General features: G+C 72.0%; 23 protein-coding genes. 6 read left to right on the top strand and 17 right to left on the bottom strand.

The window, feature by feature from the left end; translation table 11 throughout:
• The first annotated feature begins 133 nt into the window (after positions 1 to 133).
• Positions 134 to 502 carry a PH domain-containing protein gene (locus ACSMHG_RS10890; protein WP_435744721.1) on the top strand — a complete coding sequence of 123 codons (369 nt, stop codon included), beginning with the start codon at positions 134 to 136 and terminating at the stop codon, positions 500 to 502.
• A gap of 129 nt (positions 503 to 631) precedes the next feature.
• Here the strand turns inward: ACSMHG_RS10890 and ACSMHG_RS10885 are convergent, their stop codons facing one another.
• From ACSMHG_RS10885 to ACSMHG_RS10860, 6 genes are all read right to left on the bottom strand, one after another.
• Positions 632 to 1,924, bottom strand: a complete 1,293-nt coding sequence (locus tag ACSMHG_RS10885) for an RNA polymerase sigma factor (protein ID WP_435744719.1) — start codon at positions 1,922 to 1,924, stop codon at positions 632 to 634.
• 38 nt (positions 1,925 to 1,962) lie between these two features.
• On the bottom strand, positions 1,963 to 2,337 hold the full coding sequence (locus ACSMHG_RS10880) for a YciI family protein (protein ID WP_435744717.1): 375 nt from the start codon (positions 2,335 to 2,337) through the stop codon (positions 1,963 to 1,965).
• Between the two features lie 124 nt (positions 2,338 to 2,461).
• A complete protein-coding gene (locus tag ACSMHG_RS10875) occupies positions 2,462 to 3,265 on the bottom strand; it encodes an ABC transporter permease (protein ID WP_435744715.1) in 804 nt (267 codons plus the stop codon).
• Positions 3,262 to 4,170, bottom strand: coding sequence for an ABC transporter permease (locus tag ACSMHG_RS10870; protein WP_435744712.1), 909 nt, complete (start codon positions 4,168 to 4,170; stop codon positions 3,262 to 3,264). The genes ACSMHG_RS10875 and ACSMHG_RS10870 overlap by 4 nt, the downstream gene beginning before the upstream one ends.
• The gene (locus ACSMHG_RS10865) at positions 4,167 to 5,285 is read right to left on the bottom strand and encodes an ABC transporter ATP-binding protein (RefSeq protein ID WP_435744710.1); all 1,119 of its coding nucleotides are present in this window, start codon (positions 5,283 to 5,285) and stop codon (positions 4,167 to 4,169) included. The genes ACSMHG_RS10870 and ACSMHG_RS10865 overlap by 4 nt, the downstream gene beginning before the upstream one ends.
• A complete protein-coding gene (locus ACSMHG_RS10860) occupies positions 5,285 to 6,520 on the bottom strand; it encodes an ABC transporter substrate-binding protein (RefSeq protein WP_435744708.1) in 1,236 nt (411 codons plus the stop codon). Before ACSMHG_RS10860 ends, ACSMHG_RS10865 begins: the two co-directional genes overlap by 1 nt.
• Positions 6,521 to 6,682: 162 nt before the next feature.
• On the opposite strand from ACSMHG_RS10860, the gene ACSMHG_RS10855 reads away from it, so the two are divergent.
• Complete coding sequence (locus ACSMHG_RS10855; RefSeq protein ID WP_435744706.1) at positions 6,683 to 7,159, top strand: Lrp/AsnC family transcriptional regulator; 477 nt, start codon at positions 6,683 to 6,685, stop codon at positions 7,157 to 7,159.
• Entirely contained in the window at positions 7,156 to 7,932 is a 777-nt protein-coding gene (ddaH, locus tag ACSMHG_RS10850) for a dimethylargininase (RefSeq protein ID WP_435744704.1), read from the top strand. Before ACSMHG_RS10855 ends, ddaH begins: the two co-directional genes overlap by 4 nt.
• A gap of 1 nt (position 7,933) precedes the next feature.
• Here the strand turns inward: ddaH and ACSMHG_RS10845 are convergent, their stop codons facing one another.
• The 3 genes from ACSMHG_RS10845 to ACSMHG_RS10835 are packed head-to-tail and all read right to left on the bottom strand — an operon-like array spanning position 7,934 to position 10,887.
• Entirely contained in the window at positions 7,934 to 9,034 is a 1,101-nt protein-coding gene (locus ACSMHG_RS10845) for an NAD(P)/FAD-dependent oxidoreductase (protein WP_435744702.1), read from the bottom strand.
• A 28-nt stretch (positions 9,035 to 9,062) separates the two neighbouring features.
• Positions 9,063 to 9,443 (bottom strand): hypothetical protein, encoded by a 381-nt coding sequence (locus ACSMHG_RS10840; RefSeq protein WP_435744699.1) that lies wholly within the window; start codon positions 9,441 to 9,443, stop codon positions 9,063 to 9,065.
• A 13-nt stretch (positions 9,444 to 9,456) separates the two neighbouring features.
• Positions 9,457 to 10,887, bottom strand: a complete 1,431-nt coding sequence (locus ACSMHG_RS10835) for a M1 family metallopeptidase (protein WP_435744697.1) — start codon at positions 10,885 to 10,887, stop codon at positions 9,457 to 9,459.
• A gap of 191 nt (positions 10,888 to 11,078) precedes the next feature.
• On the opposite strand from ACSMHG_RS10835, the gene ACSMHG_RS10830 reads away from it, so the two are divergent.
• On the top strand, positions 11,079 to 11,966 hold the full coding sequence (locus tag ACSMHG_RS10830) for a serine protein kinase RIO (RefSeq protein WP_435744695.1): 888 nt from the start codon (positions 11,079 to 11,081) through the stop codon (positions 11,964 to 11,966).
• Positions 11,967 to 11,989: 23 nt separating this feature from the next.
• Positions 11,990 to 13,099 (top strand): LOG family protein, encoded by a 1,110-nt coding sequence (locus tag ACSMHG_RS10825; protein ID WP_435744693.1) that lies wholly within the window; start codon positions 11,990 to 11,992, stop codon positions 13,097 to 13,099.
• Here ACSMHG_RS10825 and rlmN read toward each other — a convergent pair.
• The 7 genes from rlmN to rpsB form a co-directional block, all read right to left on the bottom strand.
• Positions 13,096 to 14,232 carry a dual-specificity RNA methyltransferase RlmN gene (gene rlmN / locus ACSMHG_RS10820; RefSeq protein ID WP_435744691.1) on the bottom strand — a complete coding sequence of 379 codons (1,137 nt, stop codon included), beginning with the start codon at positions 14,230 to 14,232 and terminating at the stop codon, positions 13,096 to 13,098. The two genes, ACSMHG_RS10825 and rlmN, sit on opposite strands and share 4 nt — an antisense overlap.
• Positions 14,233 to 14,299: 67 nt before the next feature.
• On the bottom strand, positions 14,300 to 14,665 hold the full coding sequence (locus ACSMHG_RS10815) for a hypothetical protein (RefSeq protein WP_435744689.1): 366 nt from the start codon (positions 14,663 to 14,665) through the stop codon (positions 14,300 to 14,302).
• Positions 14,666 to 14,684: 19 nt separating this feature from the next.
• The gene (locus ACSMHG_RS10810; RefSeq protein WP_435744686.1) at positions 14,685 to 15,581 is read right to left on the bottom strand and encodes a phosphatidate cytidylyltransferase; all 897 of its coding nucleotides are present in this window, start codon (positions 15,579 to 15,581) and stop codon (positions 14,685 to 14,687) included.
• A 13-nt stretch (positions 15,582 to 15,594) separates the two neighbouring features.
• The gene (gene frr, locus ACSMHG_RS10805) at positions 15,595 to 16,149 is read right to left on the bottom strand and encodes a ribosome recycling factor (protein ID WP_435744768.1); all 555 of its coding nucleotides are present in this window, start codon (positions 16,147 to 16,149) and stop codon (positions 15,595 to 15,597) included.
• A 66-nt stretch (positions 16,150 to 16,215) separates the two neighbouring features.
• A complete protein-coding gene (gene pyrH, locus ACSMHG_RS10800; RefSeq protein ID WP_435744683.1) occupies positions 16,216 to 16,929 on the bottom strand; it encodes a UMP kinase in 714 nt (237 codons plus the stop codon).
• Between the two features lie 118 nt (positions 16,930 to 17,047).
• Positions 17,048 to 17,860 (bottom strand): translation elongation factor Ts, encoded by an 813-nt coding sequence (tsf, locus tag ACSMHG_RS10795; RefSeq protein ID WP_435744680.1) that lies wholly within the window; start codon positions 17,858 to 17,860, stop codon positions 17,048 to 17,050.
• A 39-nt stretch (positions 17,861 to 17,899) separates the two neighbouring features.
• The gene (gene rpsB, locus ACSMHG_RS10790) at positions 17,900 to 18,868 is read right to left on the bottom strand and encodes a 30S ribosomal protein S2 (RefSeq protein WP_435744677.1); all 969 of its coding nucleotides are present in this window, start codon (positions 18,866 to 18,868) and stop codon (positions 17,900 to 17,902) included.
• Between the two features lie 413 nt (positions 18,869 to 19,281).
• Between rpsB and ACSMHG_RS10785 the strand changes: the two genes are divergently transcribed.
• Entirely contained in the window at positions 19,282 to 19,845 is a 564-nt protein-coding gene (locus ACSMHG_RS10785; RefSeq protein WP_435744674.1) for a peptidoglycan DD-metalloendopeptidase family protein, read from the top strand.
• A gap of 5 nt (positions 19,846 to 19,850) precedes the next feature.
• On the opposite strand, the gene ACSMHG_RS10780 is transcribed toward ACSMHG_RS10785, so the two are convergent.
• Positions 19,851 to 20,807 carry a tyrosine recombinase XerC gene (locus ACSMHG_RS10780; protein WP_435744671.1) on the bottom strand — a complete coding sequence of 319 codons (957 nt, stop codon included), beginning with the start codon at positions 20,805 to 20,807 and terminating at the stop codon, positions 19,851 to 19,853.
• Between the last annotated feature and the right edge of the window lie 20 nt (positions 20,808 to 20,827).

Below are 20,827 nucleotides of genomic sequence, written 5' to 3'. Positions count from 1 at the left end.
GCCGTCACCCTGACCACGGGACGGGCGCACGGCCGAGCGCGCCGTTCCGTTGCTAGCCGGCGCTCCGACGCCGACGGCCCAGACGCTAGTTCGATCCCGCACGCAGGCGCGGACCGCCGCCTAAGGTAAACGAATGGAAACTGCCTCGATCACTGCGTGGACTTTCGTCTCAGAGTGTCCTGTCCCGGCCGACCTCGGGCCGATCCTCGTGGATGGGGAACAGCCTTGGGCCGCGTACAAGACGTTCCGCGACAGCGCCATCTTCACGAACAAGCGCCTCATCGTCCGGGACGCACAAGGGCTCACCGGCAAGAAGGTCGAGATCTACTCCCTGCCGTACTCGTCCATAAGCATGTGGTCCTCGGAGAACGCCGGCAAGATCGACTTCAACGCGGAGATGGAACTGTGGACCCGAGCCGGCCACATCAAGATCAAGCTGGGCAAGGGCGTCGACATCCGCAAGCTCGACCATCTCATTTCGCATGCGGTGTTGAACGGCTGAGCACCGCCCGGGTCAGTCAACTGACGACCCCAGCGTCATACCGCCGCGAATGTGCGCCAACGTGCCGCTCCTGGCGTCGCAGCGGTCGGCGGGTCGCAGTGCCGTCAGCCACGCCCACCCTCGAACGGCCTATGCCGATCCCGACACCCGCGCGAGGTTCTTGGTGGCCCGACGTCGCAGGAGCGCCCGCTCGCTCTCGTTCCGGGTCCGCGCGGCTGCCTCGGTGAAGGCCTCGCCCGCCGGCCCGTAGCGCCCCGCCCGCTCGAGCAGGTCTCCGCGGACGCTCGGCACGAGTGGCGAGTCGGCGAGGGCACGCAGGTCCACGCCGTCGAGCACGACCAGCCCCGCCTCGGGGCCGAACGCCCGCCCGTGCGCGACGGCCCGGTTCACCTCGACGACCGGCCCCGGCGCCGCATCGGCCAGCACGTCGTACAACGCGGCGATCCGGCGCCAGTTCGTGTCCTCGGCCCGCTCCGCGCGGGCGTGCTGCACGGCGATCGACGCCTGCAGGAAGTACTTCCCGACCGGCATCCCGCGCGCGGCGAGCCGCTCGGCCCGCTGCAGGGCAGCCGTCCCGCGCCGGATCAGCGACTGGTCCCAGCGGGTCCGGTCCTGCGCCTCCAGCAGCACCGGCTCCCCGGACTCGTCGAGCCGGGCCGCCATCCGCGACGCCTGCAGCTCCAGCAGCGCCTGGAGTCCCAGCACCTCGGGTTCACCTGGCGCGAGCTCCGTGAGCATCCGCGCGAGCCGGACCGCCTCGTTGGCCAGCTCGGGCCGCATCCAGTCCGCGCCGGCGGTGGCCGAGTAGCCCTCGTTGAAGATCAGGTAGATCACGGCCATCACGTCGCCGAGCCGTTCGGCCCGCTCCGCACCCGTGGGCAGCTCGAGCTCTGCGCGCGCCTCGACCAGCGTCTTCTTGGCCCGCGAGATGCGCTGGCCCATGGCCGACTCGGTGGCCAGGAACCCCCGCGCGATCTCCGCGGTGGTGAGCCCACCGACCAGGCGCAGGGTCAGCGCCGCCCGGGACTCGGCGCTCAGCGAGGGGTGGCAGGTCAGGAAGACGAGCCGCAGGACGTCGTCCTCGATGTGGTCGACCTGGGCGTCGAGGTCGGGCATCCCGTCCTTCTCTCCCCCGCCGGCGTGCCCGAGCTCCGCGACCTTGCGGCGCAGGACGTCGGCGCGCCGGAAGTGGTCGACCCCGCGCCGCTTGGCGGTGGTCATCAGCCACGCGCCAGGGTTGTCCGGTACGCCGGTCGCCGGCCACTGCTCGAGGGCGGCGACGAGCGCGTCCTGCGCGAGGTCCTCGGCGAGGTCGACGTCGCGGGTCATCCGGGCGAGAGCGCCGACGAGGCGGGCCGACTCGGCCCGCCACGCGGCGACGATGGACCCCTGCGGGTCCTCAGCACTGGTCTCCGCCGGCACGGTGCCAGCGTAGTGAGGTACTGCGGCGAGGACCCCGTTCAGTCGCCGGAGCCGTCCGCGCCCTCGGAGACCTGGCGCAGTGTCGCGACCACGGTGACCTCCGGCCAGTGCTTCGCGTGCAGCTCGGCGAACTCCCGCTGGCCGGCCACGGCCTCCTCGAGGGTGTCGTACTGCAGCAGCGACCACCCGCCGACGACCTCCTTCGCCTCGGCGTACGGGCCGTCGACCCGGCTCACCTCGCCCTTGCGAACGACGAAGTTCACGGCGTCCTCGGTGCCGTACAGCCCACCACCGTCGAGGAACACGCCCTTGGCGGCCTGCTCACCGATGTAGGCCTCCATCGCCTCGAACAACGCCGGAGGCGGCGTGCCGATGCCCTCCTCCATCCGCACGAAACCCATGAAACGCGGCATCCTGATCACTCCTACTGGTTGCTGGGAGATGCTTCTCGCCCAGACGTCGAACGGCTGCGGGGTCCTTCGACATCGACCTCCGAGGTGTTTCTCGCCGCGCGCCGACCGTCCGCTCCCGGACCCGTCAGGTGGCCGCGCGGCGGCGGCCGGCGAGCTCACCGACGAGCACGACACCCATCGCCACGAGGAACATGATCGTGCCGATGACGTTGATCTGGGGCGGGATGCCGCGTTGCGCAGCGCCCCACACGAACATCGGGAAGGTGACCTCCTGCCCGGCGTTGAGGTTGGTGATGATGAAGTCGTCGAACGACAGCGAGAACGACAGCAGCGCCGCCGCCAGGATGCCCGGGAAGACCAGCGGGAAGCTGATCCGCCAGAACGTCTGCCACTCGTTGGCGTAGAGGTCGGCCGCGGCCTGCTCCAGCCTCGGGTCGAGGCCGGCCAGCCGCGCCTTCACGGTCACCACCACGAACGACAGGCAGAACAGCACGTGTGCCACGAAGATCGTCCAGAAGCCCAGGACCCCCGCGAAGCCGGCGCTCACGAAGAGCGCGAGCATGGAGGAGCCGAGCACGATCTCCGGCGTGGCCATCGGCAGGAAGATGAAGAGGCTGGCGGTCCCCCGCCCGCGGAACCGGTGCCGGACCATCGCGAAGGCCATCAGCGTGCCGAGCAGCGTCGCCAGCAGCGTCGCCAGGATGCCGATCTGGAAGCTCGTCGCCAGCGACGAGCACAGCTGGTACGGGGCGCAGATGCTCTGCCAGTTCTCCAGCGTGAAGCCCTGGAACGAGTAGCTGTTGCGGCTCGCGGAGTCGTTGAACGACATCAGGATCACGATGAGGACCGGGACGAACATGTACGTCAGGACCAGCAGGCCGAGGATCAGCAGGAGGTGGTCGGCCAACCACCGCACGACCCGGCTCACAACAGCTCCTCCGTCCCTGCCCGGCGTACGTAGATGAAGACCAGCAGCACGATCGCCGCCATGAGCGTGACCGACAGCGACGCGGCCGTCGGGTAGTCGCCGGCCCCGAAGAGGTCCTGGATCTCGTTGCCGATCATCCGGGTCCGCGGGTTCCCGAGCAGCTCGCTGTTGATGTAGTCGCCCGCCGACGGGATGAAGGTCAGCAGCGTCCCGGCCACCAGCCCCGGCATCGCCAGCGGCAGCGTCACCTTGCGGAACGTCGTGAACGGCGAGGCGTACAGGTCGGCCCCCGCCTCGAGCAGCCGGGGGTCCAGCTTCTCCAGCGACGCGTACAGCGGCAGCACCATGAACGGCAGGAAGTTGTAGGTCAGCCCGGTCACCACCGCGAACGGCGTCGCGAGGAGGTGGCCGTCGGGCCCGAGGATGCCGACCGTCCGCAGGAGGGAGACGAGCGCCTCGTTGTCGCCCAGGATGTACTGCCACGACAGCGTGCGCACCAGGAAGCTGGTGAAGAACGGCGCGATCACCGCGACCAGCATGAGGTTCTTCCACCGCCCGGCCTTGAACGCGATCGCGTAGGCCAGCGGGAAACCCAGGATCACGCAGGCGATGGTCGCGAAGAGCGCGTAGAGCAGCGAGCGCACGAACTGGGGCGCGTAGTCGCGCAGCGCGTCGAGGTAGTTCTGCCAGTGCCCGGTCATGGCGTACCCGGTCTGCAGGGAGCCGGCCGGGTCGTAGAGGCTGGTGGCGACCAGCGTCACCGTCGGCACCACGAAGAACAGGGCCAGCCAGAAGGCACCCGGCAGCAGCAGCAGGTACCCGGCCCAGCGGCCCCGCGAGCCGCCCGGACCGCCTCCGTCGACGGGGGCCGGCGCGGTGGGCGCCAGCCGCCCGGCGGCGCTCACCCTGCCTCCCGCTCGACACCGGCCGAGGCGTCCTGGCTGGCGTCGAGGAGGAAGGTGTGCTCCGGGCGCCAGTGCAGGTCCACCGCGTCACCGGAGCGGAACCGCTTCCGGGCGCCGGTGTTCTGCTCGAAGACGGTGAGGTCCTGGCCCCACGGCATCCGCACGAGGTACTGCGTGCTCACCCCGACGAAGCTGACGTCGCTGACCACGCCGGCGCGCAGGCTGTTCACGTCGTCGCCGACCTCGTCGCCGGCGCCGCTGAGGTAGACCTTCTCGGGACGTACGCCGACCCAGACCGCGCCCTCGGTGACCCGGGCACGGGAGCGCCCGGCGAGGACGCGGGTGCCCTCGACGTCGACCGTCAGCAGGTCGCCCGAGCCGTTGCTCACCGAGCCGGCGACCAGGTTCGACTGGCCGAGGAAGTTGGCCACGAAGGTGGTGGCCGGCGCCTCGTAGAGCTCCTCGGGCGGGCCCATCTGCTCGATCCGGCCTGCGTTCATCACCGCGACGGTGTCGGCCATGGTCATGGCCTCCTCCTGGTCGTGGGTGACGTGCACGAAGGTGAGCCCGACCTCGGTCTGGATCCGCTTGAGCTCCAGCTGCATCTGCCGGCGCAGCTTGAGGTCGAGGGCGCCCAGGGGCTCGTCGAGCAAGAGCACCTTCGGCTCGTTGATCAAGGCGCGGGCCAGCGCCACCCGCTGCTGCTGACCGCCGGAGAGCTGGGCCGGGCGCCGCTTGGCGAGGTGCTCGAGCTCGACCAGGTGCAGCATCCGCTCGACCTCGGCGTCGACCTTCCGGCGGCCCTGCCGGCGCAGCCCGAAGGCGACGTTGTCGGCGATCGTCAGGTGCGGGAAGAGCGCGTAGCTCTGGAAGACCGTGTTGACCGGGCGCTTGTACGGCTTGAGCCGGGTGATGTCCTCCTCCCCCAGCCGGATGCTGCCGGCGGTCGGCTCCTCCAGCCCGGCCACCATCCGCAGCGTGGTCGTCTTGCCGCAGCCCGACGGTCCGAGCAGCGCGAAGAAGGACCCCTCCGGCACGGTCAGGTCCAGGTCGTCGACGGCCGTGAAGGCCCCGAACCGCTTGGTGACCGAGGTCAGTGTCAGGTCGTCACCCATCAGGCGCCGATCACCTTCGCGAACTCGGAGTCGTACTGCTGGCGCGTCTTCTCGTCGAGCTCCATGAACCCGTACGCGTTCGCCAGGAACTCCTCGTCGGGGAAGATCAGCGGGTTGTCCACGAGCGACGGGTCGATCTTCTCCATCGCCTCCCGCGCCCCCTGGACCGGGCTGATGTAGTTCACCCAGGCGGCCAGCTCGGCGGCGACCTCGGGCTGGTAGTAGTGGTCCATCAGCTTCTCGGCGTTCGTCTTGTGCTCGGCGCGGTTCGGGACCAGCATGTTGTCCGACCAGAGCGAGAGGCCCTCCTCGGGCACGACCCACTTGATGTCGGGGTTGTCGTACTGCATCGCGATGACGTCACCGGACCAGGCCTCGGCCGCGACGATGTTGCCGGCGTTGAGGTCGCGGATGTAGTCGTTGCCGGTGAAGCGGCGGACGTGACCGTTCTGGACGTAGCCGCCGAGGCGGTCGAGCGCCGACTGGAACTCGTCCTCGGTGAAGTCCTCGGGGTTGGCGCCCTCCAGCAACAGCATGAAGAGCATCGTGTCGCCCATCTCCGAGAGCAGGCTGACCTTGCCGGCCAGGTCCTGGCGCGTCATCAGCTCCTCGAAGCTGCCGATCTCGTCGGTGTACTTGGCGTTGTAGGCGATGCCGGTCACGCCGCTCTGCCACGGGACGCTGTACTCGCGGTTGGGGTCCCACGTGGGCGAGCGCAGGCTGTCGACGAGGTTCGCCTCGACGTTCGGCATCGTGGTCTTGTCGAGCTTCTGCAGCCAGCCGAGGCTCACCATCCGCGCCGCCATCCAGTCGGTGAGCGTGATGATGTCGCGGCCGATCGGCTCGCAGGCACCGAGCTGGTCCTTGACCTTGGCGAAGAACTCGTTGTTGTCGTTGACGTCGGTGTTGTAGGTGACCTCGATGCCGCTCTCCCGCTGGAACTGGTTGAGCGTGGGCATCTGGTTGCCGTCGCGGTCGATGTACTCCGGCCAGTTCGACCAGACGAGCACTTGCTCCTCGGCCGACCGGTCGTTGTTCTGGCAGGTGTCAGCGCTCTGGACTTGGGACTCGGTGCCGCAGGCGGCGAGGAGGCCCGGCGTGCCGAGCGCCAGGGCGGAGACGGAGACGCCGCGCAGCAGGCTGCGGCGGCCCATCGGACGGCCCATCGCCCCTCCGACGATGGGGGATCCGGTGCGGCGCAGGATCGCTTCTCGAGAGGACCGGTCGATGGGCATGCGTACTCCTCGGGATCGATGACTGGTGCAGGATCCTGTCAGCACGTCGCTCGTTCGACAAGGGAAACCGTCGAGGCGAAACCTATTCGCAACGAAATCAATCGTCTGCGGGCGCGGGCCAGCGCTTTGACCGCGCCCGGTCCTGCTGCGAGCATGCGCCCCATGAGCCGCAAGCAGGACCGCGAGCGCCCGGTCGCCCTCGACGAGGTGTCCAAGGCGATCATCGAGCAGCTGCAGCAGGACGGACGCCGATCGTACGCCGCCATCGGGAAGGTGGTCGGCCTTTCCGAGGCGGCCGTGCGGCAGCGGGTGCAGCGACTGGTCGAGGCCGGCGTCATGCAGGTCGTCGCCGTGACCGACCCGCTCGAGCTGGGCTTCGCACGCCAGGCGATGGTCGGGGTGAACGTGCAGGGGCCGCTGGAGTCGGTCGCCGACGCGCTGGCCGAGCTCGACGAGGTCGACTACGTCGTGGTCACCGCGGGCTCCTTCGACATCCTGGTCGAGGTGGTCTGCGAGAGCGACGAGCACCTGCTCGACCTGCTCTCGCACCGGATCCGCTCGATCGAGGGCGTGGTGGCCACCGAGACCTTCATGTACCTCAGCCTGCGGAAGCAGACGTACTCCTGGGGTGTGCGGTGAGCCGCCGCGCCCTCGTCCGCCGGCCGGGGCCGCGGCTGGCCGACGGCTTGCTGACCCACCTCGAGCGCCGGCCCGTCGACGTCGACCTGGCGCTGCGCCAGTGGGAGGGGTACGTCGCGGCGCTGGCCGCCGAGGGCTGGGAGGTCATCGAGGTGGAGCCGGCGGACCAGTGCCCCGACGCGGTCTTCGTCGAGGACACCTGCGTCGTCCTCGGCGACCTCGCGGTCGTCTCCCGTCCGGGGGCCGACGAGCGGAAGCCCGAGACGGTGGCCGCCGAGCGCGCGCTGCGGGAGGCGGGCTACCGGGTCGCGCACATCGAGGCGCCCGGCACCCTCGACGGCGGCGACGTGCTCAAGCACGTGACCCCCGACGGCGCCACCGTCTGGGTCGGCCTCGGCGGCCGCACCAACGCCTCGGGCCTCGACCAGCTCCGCGGCCACCTCGAGCCGCTCGGGGCGGCGGTGGTCGGCGTACCCGTCACCAAGGTGCTGCACCTGAAGTCCGCCGTGACGGCGCTCCCCGACGGCACCGTCGTCGGCTACGAGCCCCTGGTCGACGACCCCGGTGCGTGGGACTCCTTCCTGCCGGTGCCCGAGGAGCCCGGCTCGCACGTGGTCGTGCTCGACGACCAGACGGTGCTGATGGCGAGCAGCGCGCCGGAGACCATCGCGCTCTACCGGCAGCGCGGCCTCCGCGTGGTCGACGTCGACATCTCCGAGTTCGAGAAGCTCGAGGGCTGCGTGACCTGCCTGTCGGTGCGGCTGCGGGGCTGAGTCAGGCCGGCGGGGCGCCGAGCCGGGCCTCGGGCCGCAGCAGGTCGGGCAGCGGCTCCCCGGCGGCGGCCGCCGCCAGCTTCCGGCCGAGCCCCGGCGCCTGCTTGAAGAGGTTGTGGCCCACCGGGAAGAGGATGCCCTCCCGCTCCCACACGCCGATGCCGTCCTCGCCCCACGGCAGGCGGGTGACCCAGCAGTGCCGGACCTCGACCGGGTCGGGGTCCAGGCCCGGCAGCGCCCGGCTGACGTACCGGGCCGCCCGGCGGGCGAGGTCCTCGAGGTCGCCGGGCGCCAGGACGCTGCCGTCCTCGCGGACGGGCGTGTGGCCGCTGAGGCCCACGGCGAAGCGGGTGTGGTCCGCCGACGCCGCGGCGTACACCCCGGTCTCGCCGAAGACGCCGCTGGAGTCCTGCAACGTCGACAGCCGAGCCGGGGCCGCGCCTCGCACCGCGAAGGTCAGGCGCACGTGCGCCGCGTGCTCGACGGGGATCGAGAGGCCCACCGTGCGCGCGAGGTGGTCGGTGCCGCGCCCGGCACAGACCACCGCGGCGCGGTAGCGGTCGGTGCGCCCGCCGCTGCGGACCTCGACCTCCCCGCCCACGGGGCGCACGGAGAGCACCTCGTCGGTGACCAGCCGGTCCCCCAGCGCCTCGACGAGGGCGCCGACCATCGCCCGGGTGTGGATGGAGCCACCCCGCTCGTCGACCATGGCCGGTCCGTCGTACGACGCGAGGGCCGGCAGGCGCTCGGCCAGCTGGGCGCTGTCGAGGCGGTGGGCCGCCACCCCGGCCTCCTGGAGCAGCGGCAACGAGTCGTCGACCGACGGTCCGATCGCGACCGCACCGTCGCCGGAGATCAGCGGCACGCCCAGCCGCTCGCTCCACTCGTCGTAGACCGCGCGACTGTCCTGGGTGTCGCGGACCAGGCGCGGGTCCCCGTGGGCGTGGCGGAAGATCCGCGACTCGCCCCCGGACTGGCCGTTCCCCGGTGCCCCCTGCTCGTAGACCCGGACCTCGACTCCGCGCTCGAGGAGGGCGTAGGCGGTGGACAGCCCCACGATGCCTGCGCCGACGACGGCCACGTCCGGAAGTGCCTGCTGCATGCCGGTGCCGTACCCGTCGGGGCGGCGACTATCCGGCAGCGGCCCGCCACGTCATGACCTGGCGGACGGCCAGTGCCAGGAGCTGCCACCCGAGGTAGCACCCGGTCGCGATGACCAGGCCGGCCCACAGCGCCACGGTCCAGTCCGCCCGCGACGTCCCGTCCACGGGCGTCGCCAGGACCACCGTCCACACGGCCACGGCGGCGAGCCAGGGGGCGGCCCAGACGAGCGCCTCCTGCTTCCGTGTGAGGGTCTCCCTCCCGTAGGCCGCGGCGAGGAAGACGCTCGCCGCGACCACGTACGCCGAGCCCACCAGCGCCAGGACCGGGGCGCCGAGTGCGACGGGGACCGCCAGCCACACCGCCCCGGAGACGAGGTTGCCCAGGAGGACGGGCCGGTCGAGAACCATGCGCCGCACCACCTCACAATCCGTTCTCGGCCGTGCGCTCGGGTGCCTGGCGCGCCCGCAGCCAGGCGTCGAAGAACCCGTCGAGGTCCTCGCCGCTGACCTGCTCGGCGAGCGCGTGGAACTGGCCGGTCGAGGCGACGCTCCCCCGGTGCGTGCGCACCCAGGTCCGCAGCAGGCGCCAGAAGTCCTCCTCGCCCACCCGCTGCCGCAGCGCCTGCAGCGCCATGCCGCCGCGCAGGTACACCGGGTAGGAGAAGATCTCGTCCGCGCCCGGGTCGTCGAGCCGGATCCGCCAGAAGTAGTCGTAGTCCGCGAGCGCCCCGAGGTTGGTGTCCAGCCACCGGCTCGCGGACACGCCGCCGTGGGTCTCGTCGTACCGGGCCTCCATGAACGTCGCCGGGCCCTCGTTGAGCCAGATGTCGCGCCAGCCGCGCACCGACACCGAGTTCCCGAACCACTGGTGGGCGACCTCGTGGACCACGGTGGGCAGCCCGCTGGCGGAGTCCAGCGACGGGTACGTCGGCCGGGTCTGGTTCTCCAGCGCGAACCCCGGGTCGAGGCTGGTCGTGACGCCGCCGGTCGACTCGAACGGGTAGGGCCCCAGCTGCCGCTCGGTCCACGCCACCACCGCCGGCGTCCGCCGCATCAGCGCCATCGCCCGCTCCTGTGCCGCGTCGGGCAGCGCCCGGGAGACCGCGACGTACCACGGCAGGCCCTCGTGGACGCCGTCCGCCACCTGGAAGCGCCCCGCCGCGAAGAAGGCGAGGTACGGCGCCATCGGCTCGCTCGCGCGCCACCGCGTCGTCGCGCGGGCGCCGTGCACCCGCCGGGAGACCAGCCGGCCGTTGCCCACCACCCGCTTGTCGCGCGGCACGGTGACCGACACGTCCATCAGCGCCTTGTCCCGCGGGTGGTCGTTCGCGGGGAACCACCAGGGCGCCATGTGCGGCTGGTTCATCGCCACCACCTCGCCGGCATCGGCGAGCCAGTTGCGCTCACCGCCCCACGCGATGGCGGCCGGGTTCCCGGCGTACCGGACGAGGACCGTGACGACCTCGCCGCGCCGCAGCGGCCGGTCGGGCGTGACCTGCAGCTCGTGCTCGCCGGGCTTGCGCCAGGCCACCGCCCGGCCGTCGATCCGCACCGCGCGGACCGGCAGGAGCAGGTCGAGGTTGAACCGGGACAGGTCGGCGGTCGCGCGCAGCCGCAGCCGCGTGGTGCCACGGAGCTCGCGGGTGGCGAAGTCGTAGGAGACGTCGACGTCGTAGCGGCGCACGTCGATTCCGCCGTTGCCGTCGAGCGGGAAGTACGGGTCCCCGATCCCCCGCTCGCCGGGCGCCGGCGACACCGGAGCAGCAGCGACGGGGACGCCCCCGGGAGCGATGCCGAGGACGGCCGCGGAGACCGCCAGCGCGGCGAGGAGGCGGCGGGACCGAGAGCTCACCTCCGCACGGTAGTCGGAGATCGGCCCGGCCGGACCGGAATTCGGTTGCCCTGCTCCGGTCGCGACCTCACCATGGCACCTGCCCGTCCGCCGCCGGACCGGCCCAGTGAACCGGGAGGAGCCCGACATGTCCACGACTGTCCTCGGCCTGCCCACCGCAGCCGCACTCCTCACGACTTCCTGGAGCACCCTTGTCACAGCACGACCCGCACCACCCGAGCACCACCCCTGACCCGACGCGCGCGTCGCTCGACGCGTCGATCCTCCGCGACTGGCACACCTACGACGACCTCGCCGACGGCCAGCGCTGGACCACCTGGTACGACGTCGAGCCGCTGTGCCGCGGGCCCGAGCCGCGGCCCGGCTGGGTCGTCACCTCCCGCGGCGCGGTCGACACCGACCTCGGCGTCCTGAAGACCGGCAAGGAGGCCGACGTCCACCTCCTCGAGCGCGCCGACCCGAAGGCACCCGCGGGCGGCGTCGTCATGGCGGCCAAGCGGTACCGCACGACCGAGCACCGCACCTTCCACCGCGCCGCCGGCTACACCGAGGGCCGCAGCACGAAGCGCTCCCGCGACGAGCGCGCGGTCAAGCGCAAGAGCACCTTCGGACGGCAGGTCGCCGCCGGCGAGTGGGCCGCCTCGGAGTGGGAGGCGCTCAAGCGCCTGTGGCGCGCCGGCCTGCCGGTGCCCTACCCCGTGCAGCTCGACGGCACCGAGCTGCTGATGGAGTGGATCTGCGTCGAGGGCGAGGACGGGCCCGAGACCGCGCCACGGCTCGCGCAGACCCGGCCGGCGCGGCCCCTGCTCGAGTCGTGGTTCGAGCAGGTGCGCGAGGCGCTCGCCACGCTGGTGGAGCACGGTCTCGTCCACGGCGACCTGTCGCCGTACAACGTGCTCGCGGCCGGCGAGCAGCTGGTCGTCATCGACCTGCCGCAGGTCGTCGACCTGGTCGGCAACCTCAACGGCATGGACTACCTGCTCCGCGACTGCACGACGATGTGCGCGTGGTTCCGTGCCCGCGGGCTGGAGGTGGACGAGCAGGGACTCTTCGCCGAGCTGCTGGCGCACGCCTTCTAGGCCGGGGACCTAGGGTCGGGGGGGTGAGGCACACCCATGGTCGCGTCGTCCAGGTCGAGTCGCTGGCGGACTTCGACCGCCGCATCGCTGCCGGGGCGACGTCGCTGTCCGGGTGGCGGGTGCGGGCGGTCGACCTGACCGACCGCTCGGCGCAGCTCGCGGCGTGCCGGGTGGCCGGGGCGGCCTTCCTGGGCTGCCGCCTGGCACCCGGCGACGCCGAGCGGCTGCTCGCCGAGGGCGCCCTCGTCCTGCCCGCCGCGCCGGGCGCCCCCCTCGACACCGCCCGCGCCGACCTCTACACCGCCGACGAGCTCTACGGCGACGCTGCCTACGAGGACTCCGTCGACGCCCGTGCCTACGCCTGGTCCCAGGAGCCGGCCACCCCCGAGACCGCCCTCGCCCAGGCGCTCCACGATCACGCCGTCGACCAGGCCCTCGCCCGCTGGGTCACCGGTCGGCGGCTGGTCGGCGTGATGGGCGGCCACGCGCTGCAGCGGGGCTCGGAGGGGTACGCCGCAGCGGCCGCGCTCGGCCAGGCGCTGGCCGGCCCGCGGGGCGGCACCTGCACGGTCGCCACCGGCGGCGGGCCGGGCGCCATGGAGGCCGCGAACCTCGGGGCGCGGCTGGCGCGCCGCTCGGCCGGGGAGCTCGAGGCCGCGCTCGCCGAGCTGGCGCGGGTGCCGTCGTACCGTCCCTCGATCGGGGCCTGGGCGCGCTCCGCCCTCGCGGTGTGTGCAGCACACGCCGACCCGGTCGACACCCTCGGCATCCCCACCTGGCACTACGGGCACGAGCCGCCGAACGTCTTCGCGACCGCGATCGCGAAGTACTTCCACAACGCGACCCGCGAGGCGATCCTCCTCGAGGTCTGCAACGCGGGGATCGTCTTCCTGCCGGGCGCGGCCGGCACCGTCCAGGAGGTCTTCCAGGACGCCTGCGAGAACTACTACGCCGACGAGTCGTCGGTCGCGCCGATGGTCCTGCTGGGCCGCTCCTACTGGACCGACACCCTGCCGGTGTGGCCGCTGCTCCAGGCGCTGGCCCGCGACCGGCACATGGGCGACCACGTCCACCTCGTCGACACCGTCGAGGAGGCCGCAGAGGTCGTGGCGGACCTGGCGGACGGGTCCTAGGAGTCCTGCGCGGCGAGCTGGCCGCAGGCGCCGTCGATCTCCCGACCGCGGGTGTCGCGGACCGTCGTGGGGATGCCCTTGGCCTCCAGCCGCCGGACGAACTCGCGCTCGTCGGCGGGGTCCGAGGCGGTCCACTTCGACCCCGGCGTCGGGTTCAGCGGGATCAGGTTGACGTGGACCCACCCCCAGTCGCCGTAGGCGTTGAGGACGTCGCCGAGGAGGTCGGCGCGGTGGCCCTGGTCGTTGATGCCGCGCATCATGGCGTACTCGATGGAGACCCGGCGCTTGGTGGTGCGCGCGTAGTTCCAGGCCGCCTCGACGGTCTCGGCGACGGAGTACCGGGTGTTGATCGGCACCAGCTCGTTGCGCAGCTCGTCGTCGGGCGCGTGCAGGCTGAGCGCCAGGGTCACCGGGATGCCCTCCTCGGCGAGCTGGTTGATCCGCGGGACCAGGCCGACGGTGGAGACCGTGACCCCGCGCGCGGACATGCCCAGGCCGTCCGGGGCCGGGTCGGTGAGGCGACGTACGGCGCCGATGACCGCCTTGTAGTTGGCCAGCGGCTCGCCCATGCCCATGAAGACGACGTTCGAGACCCGGCCCGGTCCCCCGGGGACCTCGCCCCGGTCGAGTGCGCGGGCGCTGGCCACCACCTGCTCGACGATCTCGGCGGTCGACATGTTGCGCTGCAGGCCGCCCTGGCCGGTGGCGCAGAAGGGGCACGCCATGCCGCAGCCGGCCTGGCTCGAGACGCAGACCGTGGCCCGGTCGGGGTAGCGCATCAGGACCGACTCGACGAGCGCGCCGTCGAAGAGCTTCCACAGCGTCTTGCGAGTGGTGCCGCGGTCGGCCTCGAGGGTGCGCAGCGGCGTCATCAGCTCCGGGAGCAGCGCGGCGACCAGGTCGGCGCGTTGCGCCGCGGGCAGGTCGGTCATCTGCTCCGGGTCGTCGACCAGTCGCGAGAAGTAGTGCGTCGAGAGCTGCTTGGCGCGGAAGCCGGGCAGCCCCTGGTCCGCCAGCAGCGTCTTGCGCTCGGCAGCGGTGAGGTCGGCGAGGTGCCGCGGCGGCTTGCGGCGGCCGCGGGGCTCGTCGAAGACGAGGGGCAGGGACTTCTGCTGGGGCGTGGGGTCGGACATCGCCGTCGATTCTCCCACCCGGGCGGTGAGCGGCTGAATCCTCGCGCCCGGCCCGGACCCCGCGGCGTCAGGACCGGTAGCGGACCAGGTACCACAGGACCAGGGCGGCGACGCCGACGACCACGAGGGCGGTCAGCACCATCCCGAGCAGCATGTACCGGCCGAACCGACGGCTGCGCGGGGGGACCATGAGCGCCAGCGGGACCGCGAGCAGCACGGCCACGAACGGGAAGAGGTCCTCGGCGGTGTCCTGGTCGAAGACCGCTCCGAGCACGGCCGCGAAGACCCCCGGCACGATGATGATGGTGGCCAGCCCGGTGAAGAAGCCGCTCAGCGGGGTGAAGACGGGGTGGTCGCGGTGCCACCAGTCGAGGGGGCGCTCGGAGGCAGCCTCGGCCTGGGCTGCGCGGTCGTCGTACGGCTCGGTCTCCATCACCGGCGACAGTAACCGCTCAGAAGACGGCGTAGTGCAGCAGGAGCCAGATCGGCGCGACCGTGGCGAGCAGCGAGTCCAGCCGGTCCATCAGGCCGCCGTGGCCGGGCACCACCTGGCTCATGTCCTTGATGCCGAGGTCGCGCTTGATCACCGACTCGCAGAGGTCGCCGAGGGTGGCCATCACGACCGCGATCAGGCCCAGGCAGACCCCGACCCACCACTCGCCCTCGAGCAGGTAGACCACCAGCGCCCAGCCGGCAGCGACGGTGAAGACCATCGAGCCGACGAAGCCCTCCCACGACTTCTTGGGCGAGATGACCGGCGCCATCGGGTGCTTGCCGAACAGGACGCCGGCGACGTAGCCCCCGATGTCCGAGGCGATCGTCACCAGGATGAACGTCACGATGCCCTGCACGCCGGGGTCGTCGAGCCCGGCGCCGCCACGGGAGGGGCCGATGCTGGCGCCGCCCTCGCTCAGCAGGAGCGCGACGAACGAGCCGAGGAACGGCACGTAGACGAGCGTGAAGACGGCGGCTGTGGCGTTCTGCACGTAGCCGGTGATCCCGCGCTGCAGCAGCCACAGCATCAGCACGAGGGCCGTGACGGCGGTGGCCGTCACCAACGCGGCCGCGCCGAAGAAGTAGGCCACGACGACCATCACGACGCCGCCGACCATGAGCGGCTGCTCGGGCAGGTCGATGCCCTTGACGAGGAAGCCCTTGTGCAGCTCCCACACCGCGACGACGACGGCCACCGCGACGATCAGCATGAACGCCGTCTTCCACAGCAGCAGCGACGCGGCGATGGCGGCGAGCAGGACGACCGCCGAGGCGACCGCTGCTCGCAGGTCGCGCCCGGCGCGTCCGTGGTCCTTGGCCGGCGGCGGGGCCGCCGGGTCCGGGGTCTCGGTCATGCGGTCCCGGCCCTCAGACCTCGAGGAGCTCGGACTCCTTGTTCTTCAACATCTCGTCGATCGCGTCGGTGTGCTTCTTGGTGACGGAGTCGAGCTTCTTCTCGGCGCCGGTGACGTCGTCCTTGCCGACCTCGCCGTCCTTCTCGAGCCGCTCGAGGTTCTGCTTGGCGGTGCGCCGCAGGTTGCGCACGGCGACCCGGCCGTCCTCGGCCTTGGCCCGCGCGACCTTGATGTACTCCTTGCGCCGTTCCTCGGTCAGCTCGGGGAAGACGCAGCGGATGACCTTGCCGTCGTCAGCGGGGTTGACCCCGAGGTCGGAGTCGCGGATCGCCCGCTCGATGTTCTTCATGGCGCCCTGGTCGAAGGGCTGCACCATGATGACCCGCGCCTCGGGCGCGGTGAAGGAGGCGAGCTGCTGGATGGGGGTCGGCGTGCCGTAGTAGTCGACCATGATCTTGGCGAACATGCTCGGGTGCGCGCGGCCGGCCCGGATCGCCGCGAACTCCTCGCGCGTCGCCTCGACCGACTTGTCCATCTTGCTGTCGGCCTCGTTGAGGATGTCGTTGATCACCGGTGCTCCTGACTCGTTCGCTTCGTCTCGCTGCTCGTGCCGCCCACGGGCGTGGTCGGCGCCCTACCCGGCACTGACCAGCGTGCCGATCTTCTCACCCTGCACGACACGGAGGATGTTGCCCTCCGGCTCCATGCCGAACACGACCATCGGCAGCTTGTTCTCACCGCACAGGGCGAACGCCGTCTGGTCCATGATCCGCAGGCCGCGGCTGATCGCCTCGTCGTAGGTGAGGTCGTCGTACTTGACCGCGTCGGGGTCGACCTTCGGGTCGGCGCTGTAGACGCCGTCGACGCCGCTCTTGGCGACGAGCACGGCGTCGCACTTGCTCTCCAGCGCCCGCTGCACGGCGACGGTGTCGGTGGAGAAGAACGGCATGCCCATGCCCGCGCCGAAGATGACGACGCGACCCTTCTCCATGTGCCGGATCGCGCGGCGCGGGATGTACGGCTCGGCCACCTGCCCCATGGTGATGGCCGTCTGGACGCGGGTCTCCACGTCCTCCTTCTCCAAGAAGTCCTGCAGCGCCAGGCAGTTCATGACGATGCCCAGCATGCCCATGTAGTCCGCGCGGACGCGGTCCATGCCGCGCTGCTGCAGCTCGGCACCGCGGAAGAAGTTGCCGCCACCGGTGACCACGGCGATCTGGACGCCGGCACGGGACACGGCCGCGACCTCGTTCGCGATCTTCTGCACGACGTCGGGGTCGACCCCGACCTTCCCGCCACCGAAGACTTCGCCCGACAGCTTGAGCAGGACGCGCTTGTACGCCGTCACTCCGCTCCCCTTTCGTTCATGGGCCCAGCCCCGGTGGGTACGACGAAGGCCGGTCCGATGGGCAGTGCGTGCTCCATCGAACCGGCCTCCTCGAGATGTCTGGCGAGACCCTAGTGCCTCAGGCGCCGACCTCGAAACGGGCGAAGCGCTTGAGGGTGGTGCCCTGCTCGTCGAGGACCGCCTTGACCGACTTCTTGCTCTCGGTCACCGACGGCTGCTCGAGCAGCACGACCTCCTTGAAGAAGCCGTTGAGGCGACCCTCGGTGATCTTGGCGATCGCCTGCTCGGGCTTGCCCTCCTCGCGCGACTTCTGCTCGGCGATGCTGCGCTCGTGCTCGACGACGTCCGCGGGGACCTCGTCGCGGGTGAGGAACTGCGGGCGCATCGCCGCGACCTGCATCGCGGCGCCCCGGGCGGCCTCCTCGTTGCCGTCGTACTCGACGAGCACGCCGACGGCCGGCGGGAGGTCGGCGGCACGCTTGTGCATGTAGACGACGACCGGGCCGTCGAAGTACGCCACCCGGCCGAGCTCGATCTTCTCACCGATGGAGATCGCCAGGTCACCGACGACCTCGCCGACGGTCTTGTCGCCGAGCTGCACGCCCTTGAGCGTCTCGGCGTCGCCGGCCTTGGCCTCGGCGGCCGCGTCGGCGATCTTCTGGGCGGTGGCGACGAACTCGTCGCCCTTCGCCACGAAGTCGGTCTCGCAGCGCAGCTCGACCAGGGCGCCACCGGAGGTGGCGACCAGGCCGGCCGTGGCCTCGCGCTCGGCGCCGCGGGCCTCGGCCTTGGCCGCGCCCTTGACCCGGAGGATCTCGACGGCCTTGTCGAAGTCGCCGTCGGCCTCGGTGAGGGCCTTCTTGCAGTCCATCATGCCGGCGCCGGTGAGCTCACGGAGCTTCTTGACGTCGGCGGCGGAGATGTTCGCCATGTTCGTGTCCCGTCTGTTCGTAACCGAAAGGGGCAGCCGTCAGGCCTGGGCCTGGTCGGCCGGCTCGGCGGCCTGGTCGGCCGGCTCGTCGGTCGCCGCAGCGGCCGGCTCGTCGGTCGCCGCAGCGGCGGCCTCGTCGGCGACAGCGCCCTCGGAGGAGGCACCGGTCGCCTCGGAGGCGGGGGCCTCACCGGCAGCGGCGTCGCCGCCGGTCGCCTGGACGGCGGCCTGCTCGGCGTCACCGCCGAGGAGCTCGCGCTCCCACTCGGCCAGCGGCTCGGCCGCGGTGCCGGTGCCCTCCGCCGTCGCCTTGCCGCCGGAGCGGGCGATGAGGCCCTCGGCGACGGCGTCGGCGACCACGCGGGTCAGCAGGCCGACGGCGCGGATCGCGTCGTCGTTGCCCGGGATCGGGAAGTCGACGACGTCGGGGTCGCAGTTGGAGTCCAGGATGCCGATGATCGGGATGCGCAGCTTGCGCGCCTCCTCGACGGCGAGGTGCTCCTTGTTGGTGTCGACGATCCAGACGGCGGCCGGGGGCCGGCTCATCTCGCGGATGCCGCCGAGCGACTTGTTGAGCTTGTCGCGCTCGCGGCGCATCTGCAGCAGCTCCTTCTTGGTGCGGCTGCTGCCCGCCACGTCGTCGAAGTCGATCTCGTCGAGCTCCTTGAGGCGGTTGATCCGCTGGTGCACGGTCTGGAAGTTGGTGAGCATGCCGCCCAGCCAGCGCTGGTTGACGTAGGGCATCCCGACGCGCATCGCCTGCTCGGCGATCGCCTCCTGCGCCTGCTTCTTGGTGCCGACGAACATGATCGTCCCGCCCTTGGCCACCGTCTCCTTGACGAAGGCGTAGGAGCGGTCGATGTAGGCCAGCGACTGCTGCAGGTCGATGATGTAGATGCCGTTGCGCTCGGTCATGATGAAGCGCTTCATCTTCGGGTTCCAGCGACGGGTCTGGTGCCCGAAGTGCACGCCGCTCTCGAGGAGCTGGCGCATGGTCACGACTGCCATGATGGTGTTCTCCTGTGTGTGGACCGCACCGCCGTACGTCCACCCTTGCGAGCGAGGGCGCACCGGCGAGCGATCCGGTCGTTTTCAGTTGCCGCGAGCCGACGGGTGCCGGTCGCCCTGACGCCTGCGCGCGACCCGACCCGGCTCTCACCGGGACCGAGGGTCGTCGCCCGCGGGTGGTCGGCCCTCCCAAGGATGGGACCCGGGGTGGACCGTCCGCGGTCTGCAGACGTGCGAAGTCAGTACGCGTGGTGACGTGCGGACTGCACCCGCAAGCCTACGCTGCGCTCGCCGCGGGCCGCCAATCGCCGGCCCTCACCAACTGTTGTGCACCGCCGCCCAACCGGCACCCTCGTCCACAGCCCCGTCCCGCACCGGTCGCGCCACTGCCCGAGCTCCGCGACCGTCGACGCATGAGCCCCGCCGTGCTGACCCTGCTCGTCGCGCTCCTCCCCGGCCCCACCGGGACCGGACCGGCGAGCGCCGACCCGGTCGGCGAGTGGCCCTTGCGCCCGGAGCCGACGGTCGTCGAGCACTTCGACCCGCCGCCGACGCCCTACGCCGCCGGGCACCGGGGCGTCGACCTGCTCGGCCGCCCGGGCCAGGGGGTCCACACCGCCCTCGCGGGCCGGGTGACGTACGCCGGCATGCTGGCCGGCCGCGGGGTGGTCGTGGTCGACCACGGCACGACCCGGACGACGTACCAACCGGTGGCCGCGTCCGTCGCCGTCGGCGACCTGGTGAGGGCCGGCTCCGCGCTCGGCCGGCTGGAGCTCGCGGGCTCCCACTGCTTCCCGCGCGCGTGCCTGCACTGGGGGTGGATCGACGGTGAGACCTACCTCGACCCCCTCGACCTCGTCGGCGCCGGACCCGTCCGGCTGCTTCCCCTGTGGCGCGCGGCGCCGGCGGCCGGTCGGGCAGCACGGCCGGTTCCGCACCCGTACGCGCGGCTCGCCGCTCCCGGGCTGCTCCCGTAGCCGGCTCAGGCGCGCGGGTGGGCCTGCTGGTAGGCCCGCCGCAGGCGGTCGGTGGTCACGTGGGTGTAGCGCTGGGTCGTCGCCAGGGAGGCGTGGCCGAGGAGCTCCTGGACCGAGCGCAGGTCGGCGCCGCCCTCGAGCAGGTGCGTGGCCGCACTGTGGCGCAGCCCGTGGGGGCCGATGTCCGGGGCGCCCGGGACCTCGGCGATCCGCCGGTGGACGAGGGTCCGCACCGCCCGCTGGTCGATCCGCTTCCCGCGGACGCCGAGGAAGAGGGCCGGCCCGGAGCCGTCGACCGCCAACCCGGGTCGCCCCCGCCGGACCCAGTCGTCGAGCGCCCGTGCGGCCGGCCTGCCGAACGGCACCGAGCGCTCCTTGCGTCCCTTGCCGAAGACCCGGACCAGGTCCCGGTCGCGGTCGACGTCGTCGACGTCCAGACCGACGAGCTCCCCGACCCGGATGCCGGTCGCGTAGAGCAGCTCGAGCATCGCGACGTCCCGCAGGCCCACCGGGCTCCCGTCGTCGGCGAGCGTGGCAGCCGCCCGGACGAGGTCGGCGGCCTCGTCGGCGCGGAGCACGGACGGGAGCGTCTGGTGCGGCTTCGGGGACCCGAGGGAGGCTCCGGCGTCGATCGGCGCCCGGCCGGTGCGCTGCAGCCAGGCCGTGAAGACGCGCGCGGCCGTGGCCCGCCGGGCGATGGTCGTGCGCGACCGTCCCAGGGTCTGCTGCTGGGCCAGCCAGCTGCGCAGGGCGCGCAGGTCGAGGGTGGCGACCTGCTCGTGGCCGAGGCGCCGGGCGTGCTCGAGGAGGCCGGCGACGTCGGTGGTGTAGGCCCGGACGGTGTGCGGCGCGAGGTCGCGCTCGGAGACCAGGTGGCGCTCGTAGTCGGCCAGGACCCGGACGAGCGGCTCCGGGAGGTCGTCGTGCTGCGCCCGGTCGCTCGCTCCGTCCTCCCCATCCACGGCACCACCCTACGAACCGC

This window comes from Nocardioides ureilyticus, from assembly GCF_051280745.1.
GTDB lineage: Bacteria > Actinomycetota > Actinomycetes > Propionibacteriales > Nocardioidaceae > Nocardioides.
This window is presented reverse-complemented; position numbering and strand designations above follow the sequence as displayed.

Excerpts from the sequence above, each read along its gene's own strand:
- ACSMHG_RS10890 (WP_435744721.1), top strand. The coding sequence starts at position 134 with ATGGAAACTGCCTCGATCACTGCGTGGACTTTCGTCTCAGAGTGTCCT.
- ACSMHG_RS10810 (WP_435744686.1), bottom strand. The coding sequence starts at position 15,581 with ATGACCGAGACCCCGGACCCGGCGGCCCCGCCGCCGGCCAAGGACCAC.
- ACSMHG_RS10865 (WP_435744710.1), bottom strand. The coding sequence starts at position 5,285 with ATGGGTGACGACCTGACACTGACCTCGGTCACCAAGCGGTTCGGGGCC.
- ACSMHG_RS10815 (WP_435744689.1), bottom strand. The coding sequence starts at position 14,665 with ATGGAGACCGAGCCGTACGACGACCGCGCAGCCCAGGCCGAGGCTGCC.
- ACSMHG_RS10855 (WP_435744706.1), top strand. The coding sequence starts at position 6,683 with ATGAGCCGCAAGCAGGACCGCGAGCGCCCGGTCGCCCTCGACGAGGTG.
- ACSMHG_RS10880 (WP_435744717.1), bottom strand. The coding sequence starts at position 2,337 with ATGCCGCGTTTCATGGGTTTCGTGCGGATGGAGGAGGGCATCGGCACG.
- ACSMHG_RS10840 (WP_435744699.1), bottom strand. The coding sequence starts at position 9,443 with ATGGTTCTCGACCGGCCCGTCCTCCTGGGCAACCTCGTCTCCGGGGCG.
- ACSMHG_RS10845 (WP_435744702.1), bottom strand. The coding sequence starts at position 9,034 with ATGCAGCAGGCACTTCCGGACGTGGCCGTCGTCGGCGCAGGCATCGTG.
- ACSMHG_RS10785 (WP_435744674.1), top strand. The coding sequence starts at position 19,282 with ATGAGCCCCGCCGTGCTGACCCTGCTCGTCGCGCTCCTCCCCGGCCCC.
- tsf (WP_435744680.1), bottom strand. The coding sequence starts at position 17,860 with ATGGCGAACATCTCCGCCGCCGACGTCAAGAAGCTCCGTGAGCTCACC.
- rpsB (WP_435744677.1), bottom strand. The coding sequence starts at position 18,868 with ATGGCAGTCGTGACCATGCGCCAGCTCCTCGAGAGCGGCGTGCACTTC.
- ACSMHG_RS10860 (WP_435744708.1), bottom strand. The coding sequence starts at position 6,520 with ATGCCCATCGACCGGTCCTCTCGAGAAGCGATCCTGCGCCGCACCGGA.
- rlmN (WP_435744691.1), bottom strand. The coding sequence starts at position 14,232 with ATGTCCGACCCCACGCCCCAGCAGAAGTCCCTGCCCCTCGTCTTCGAC.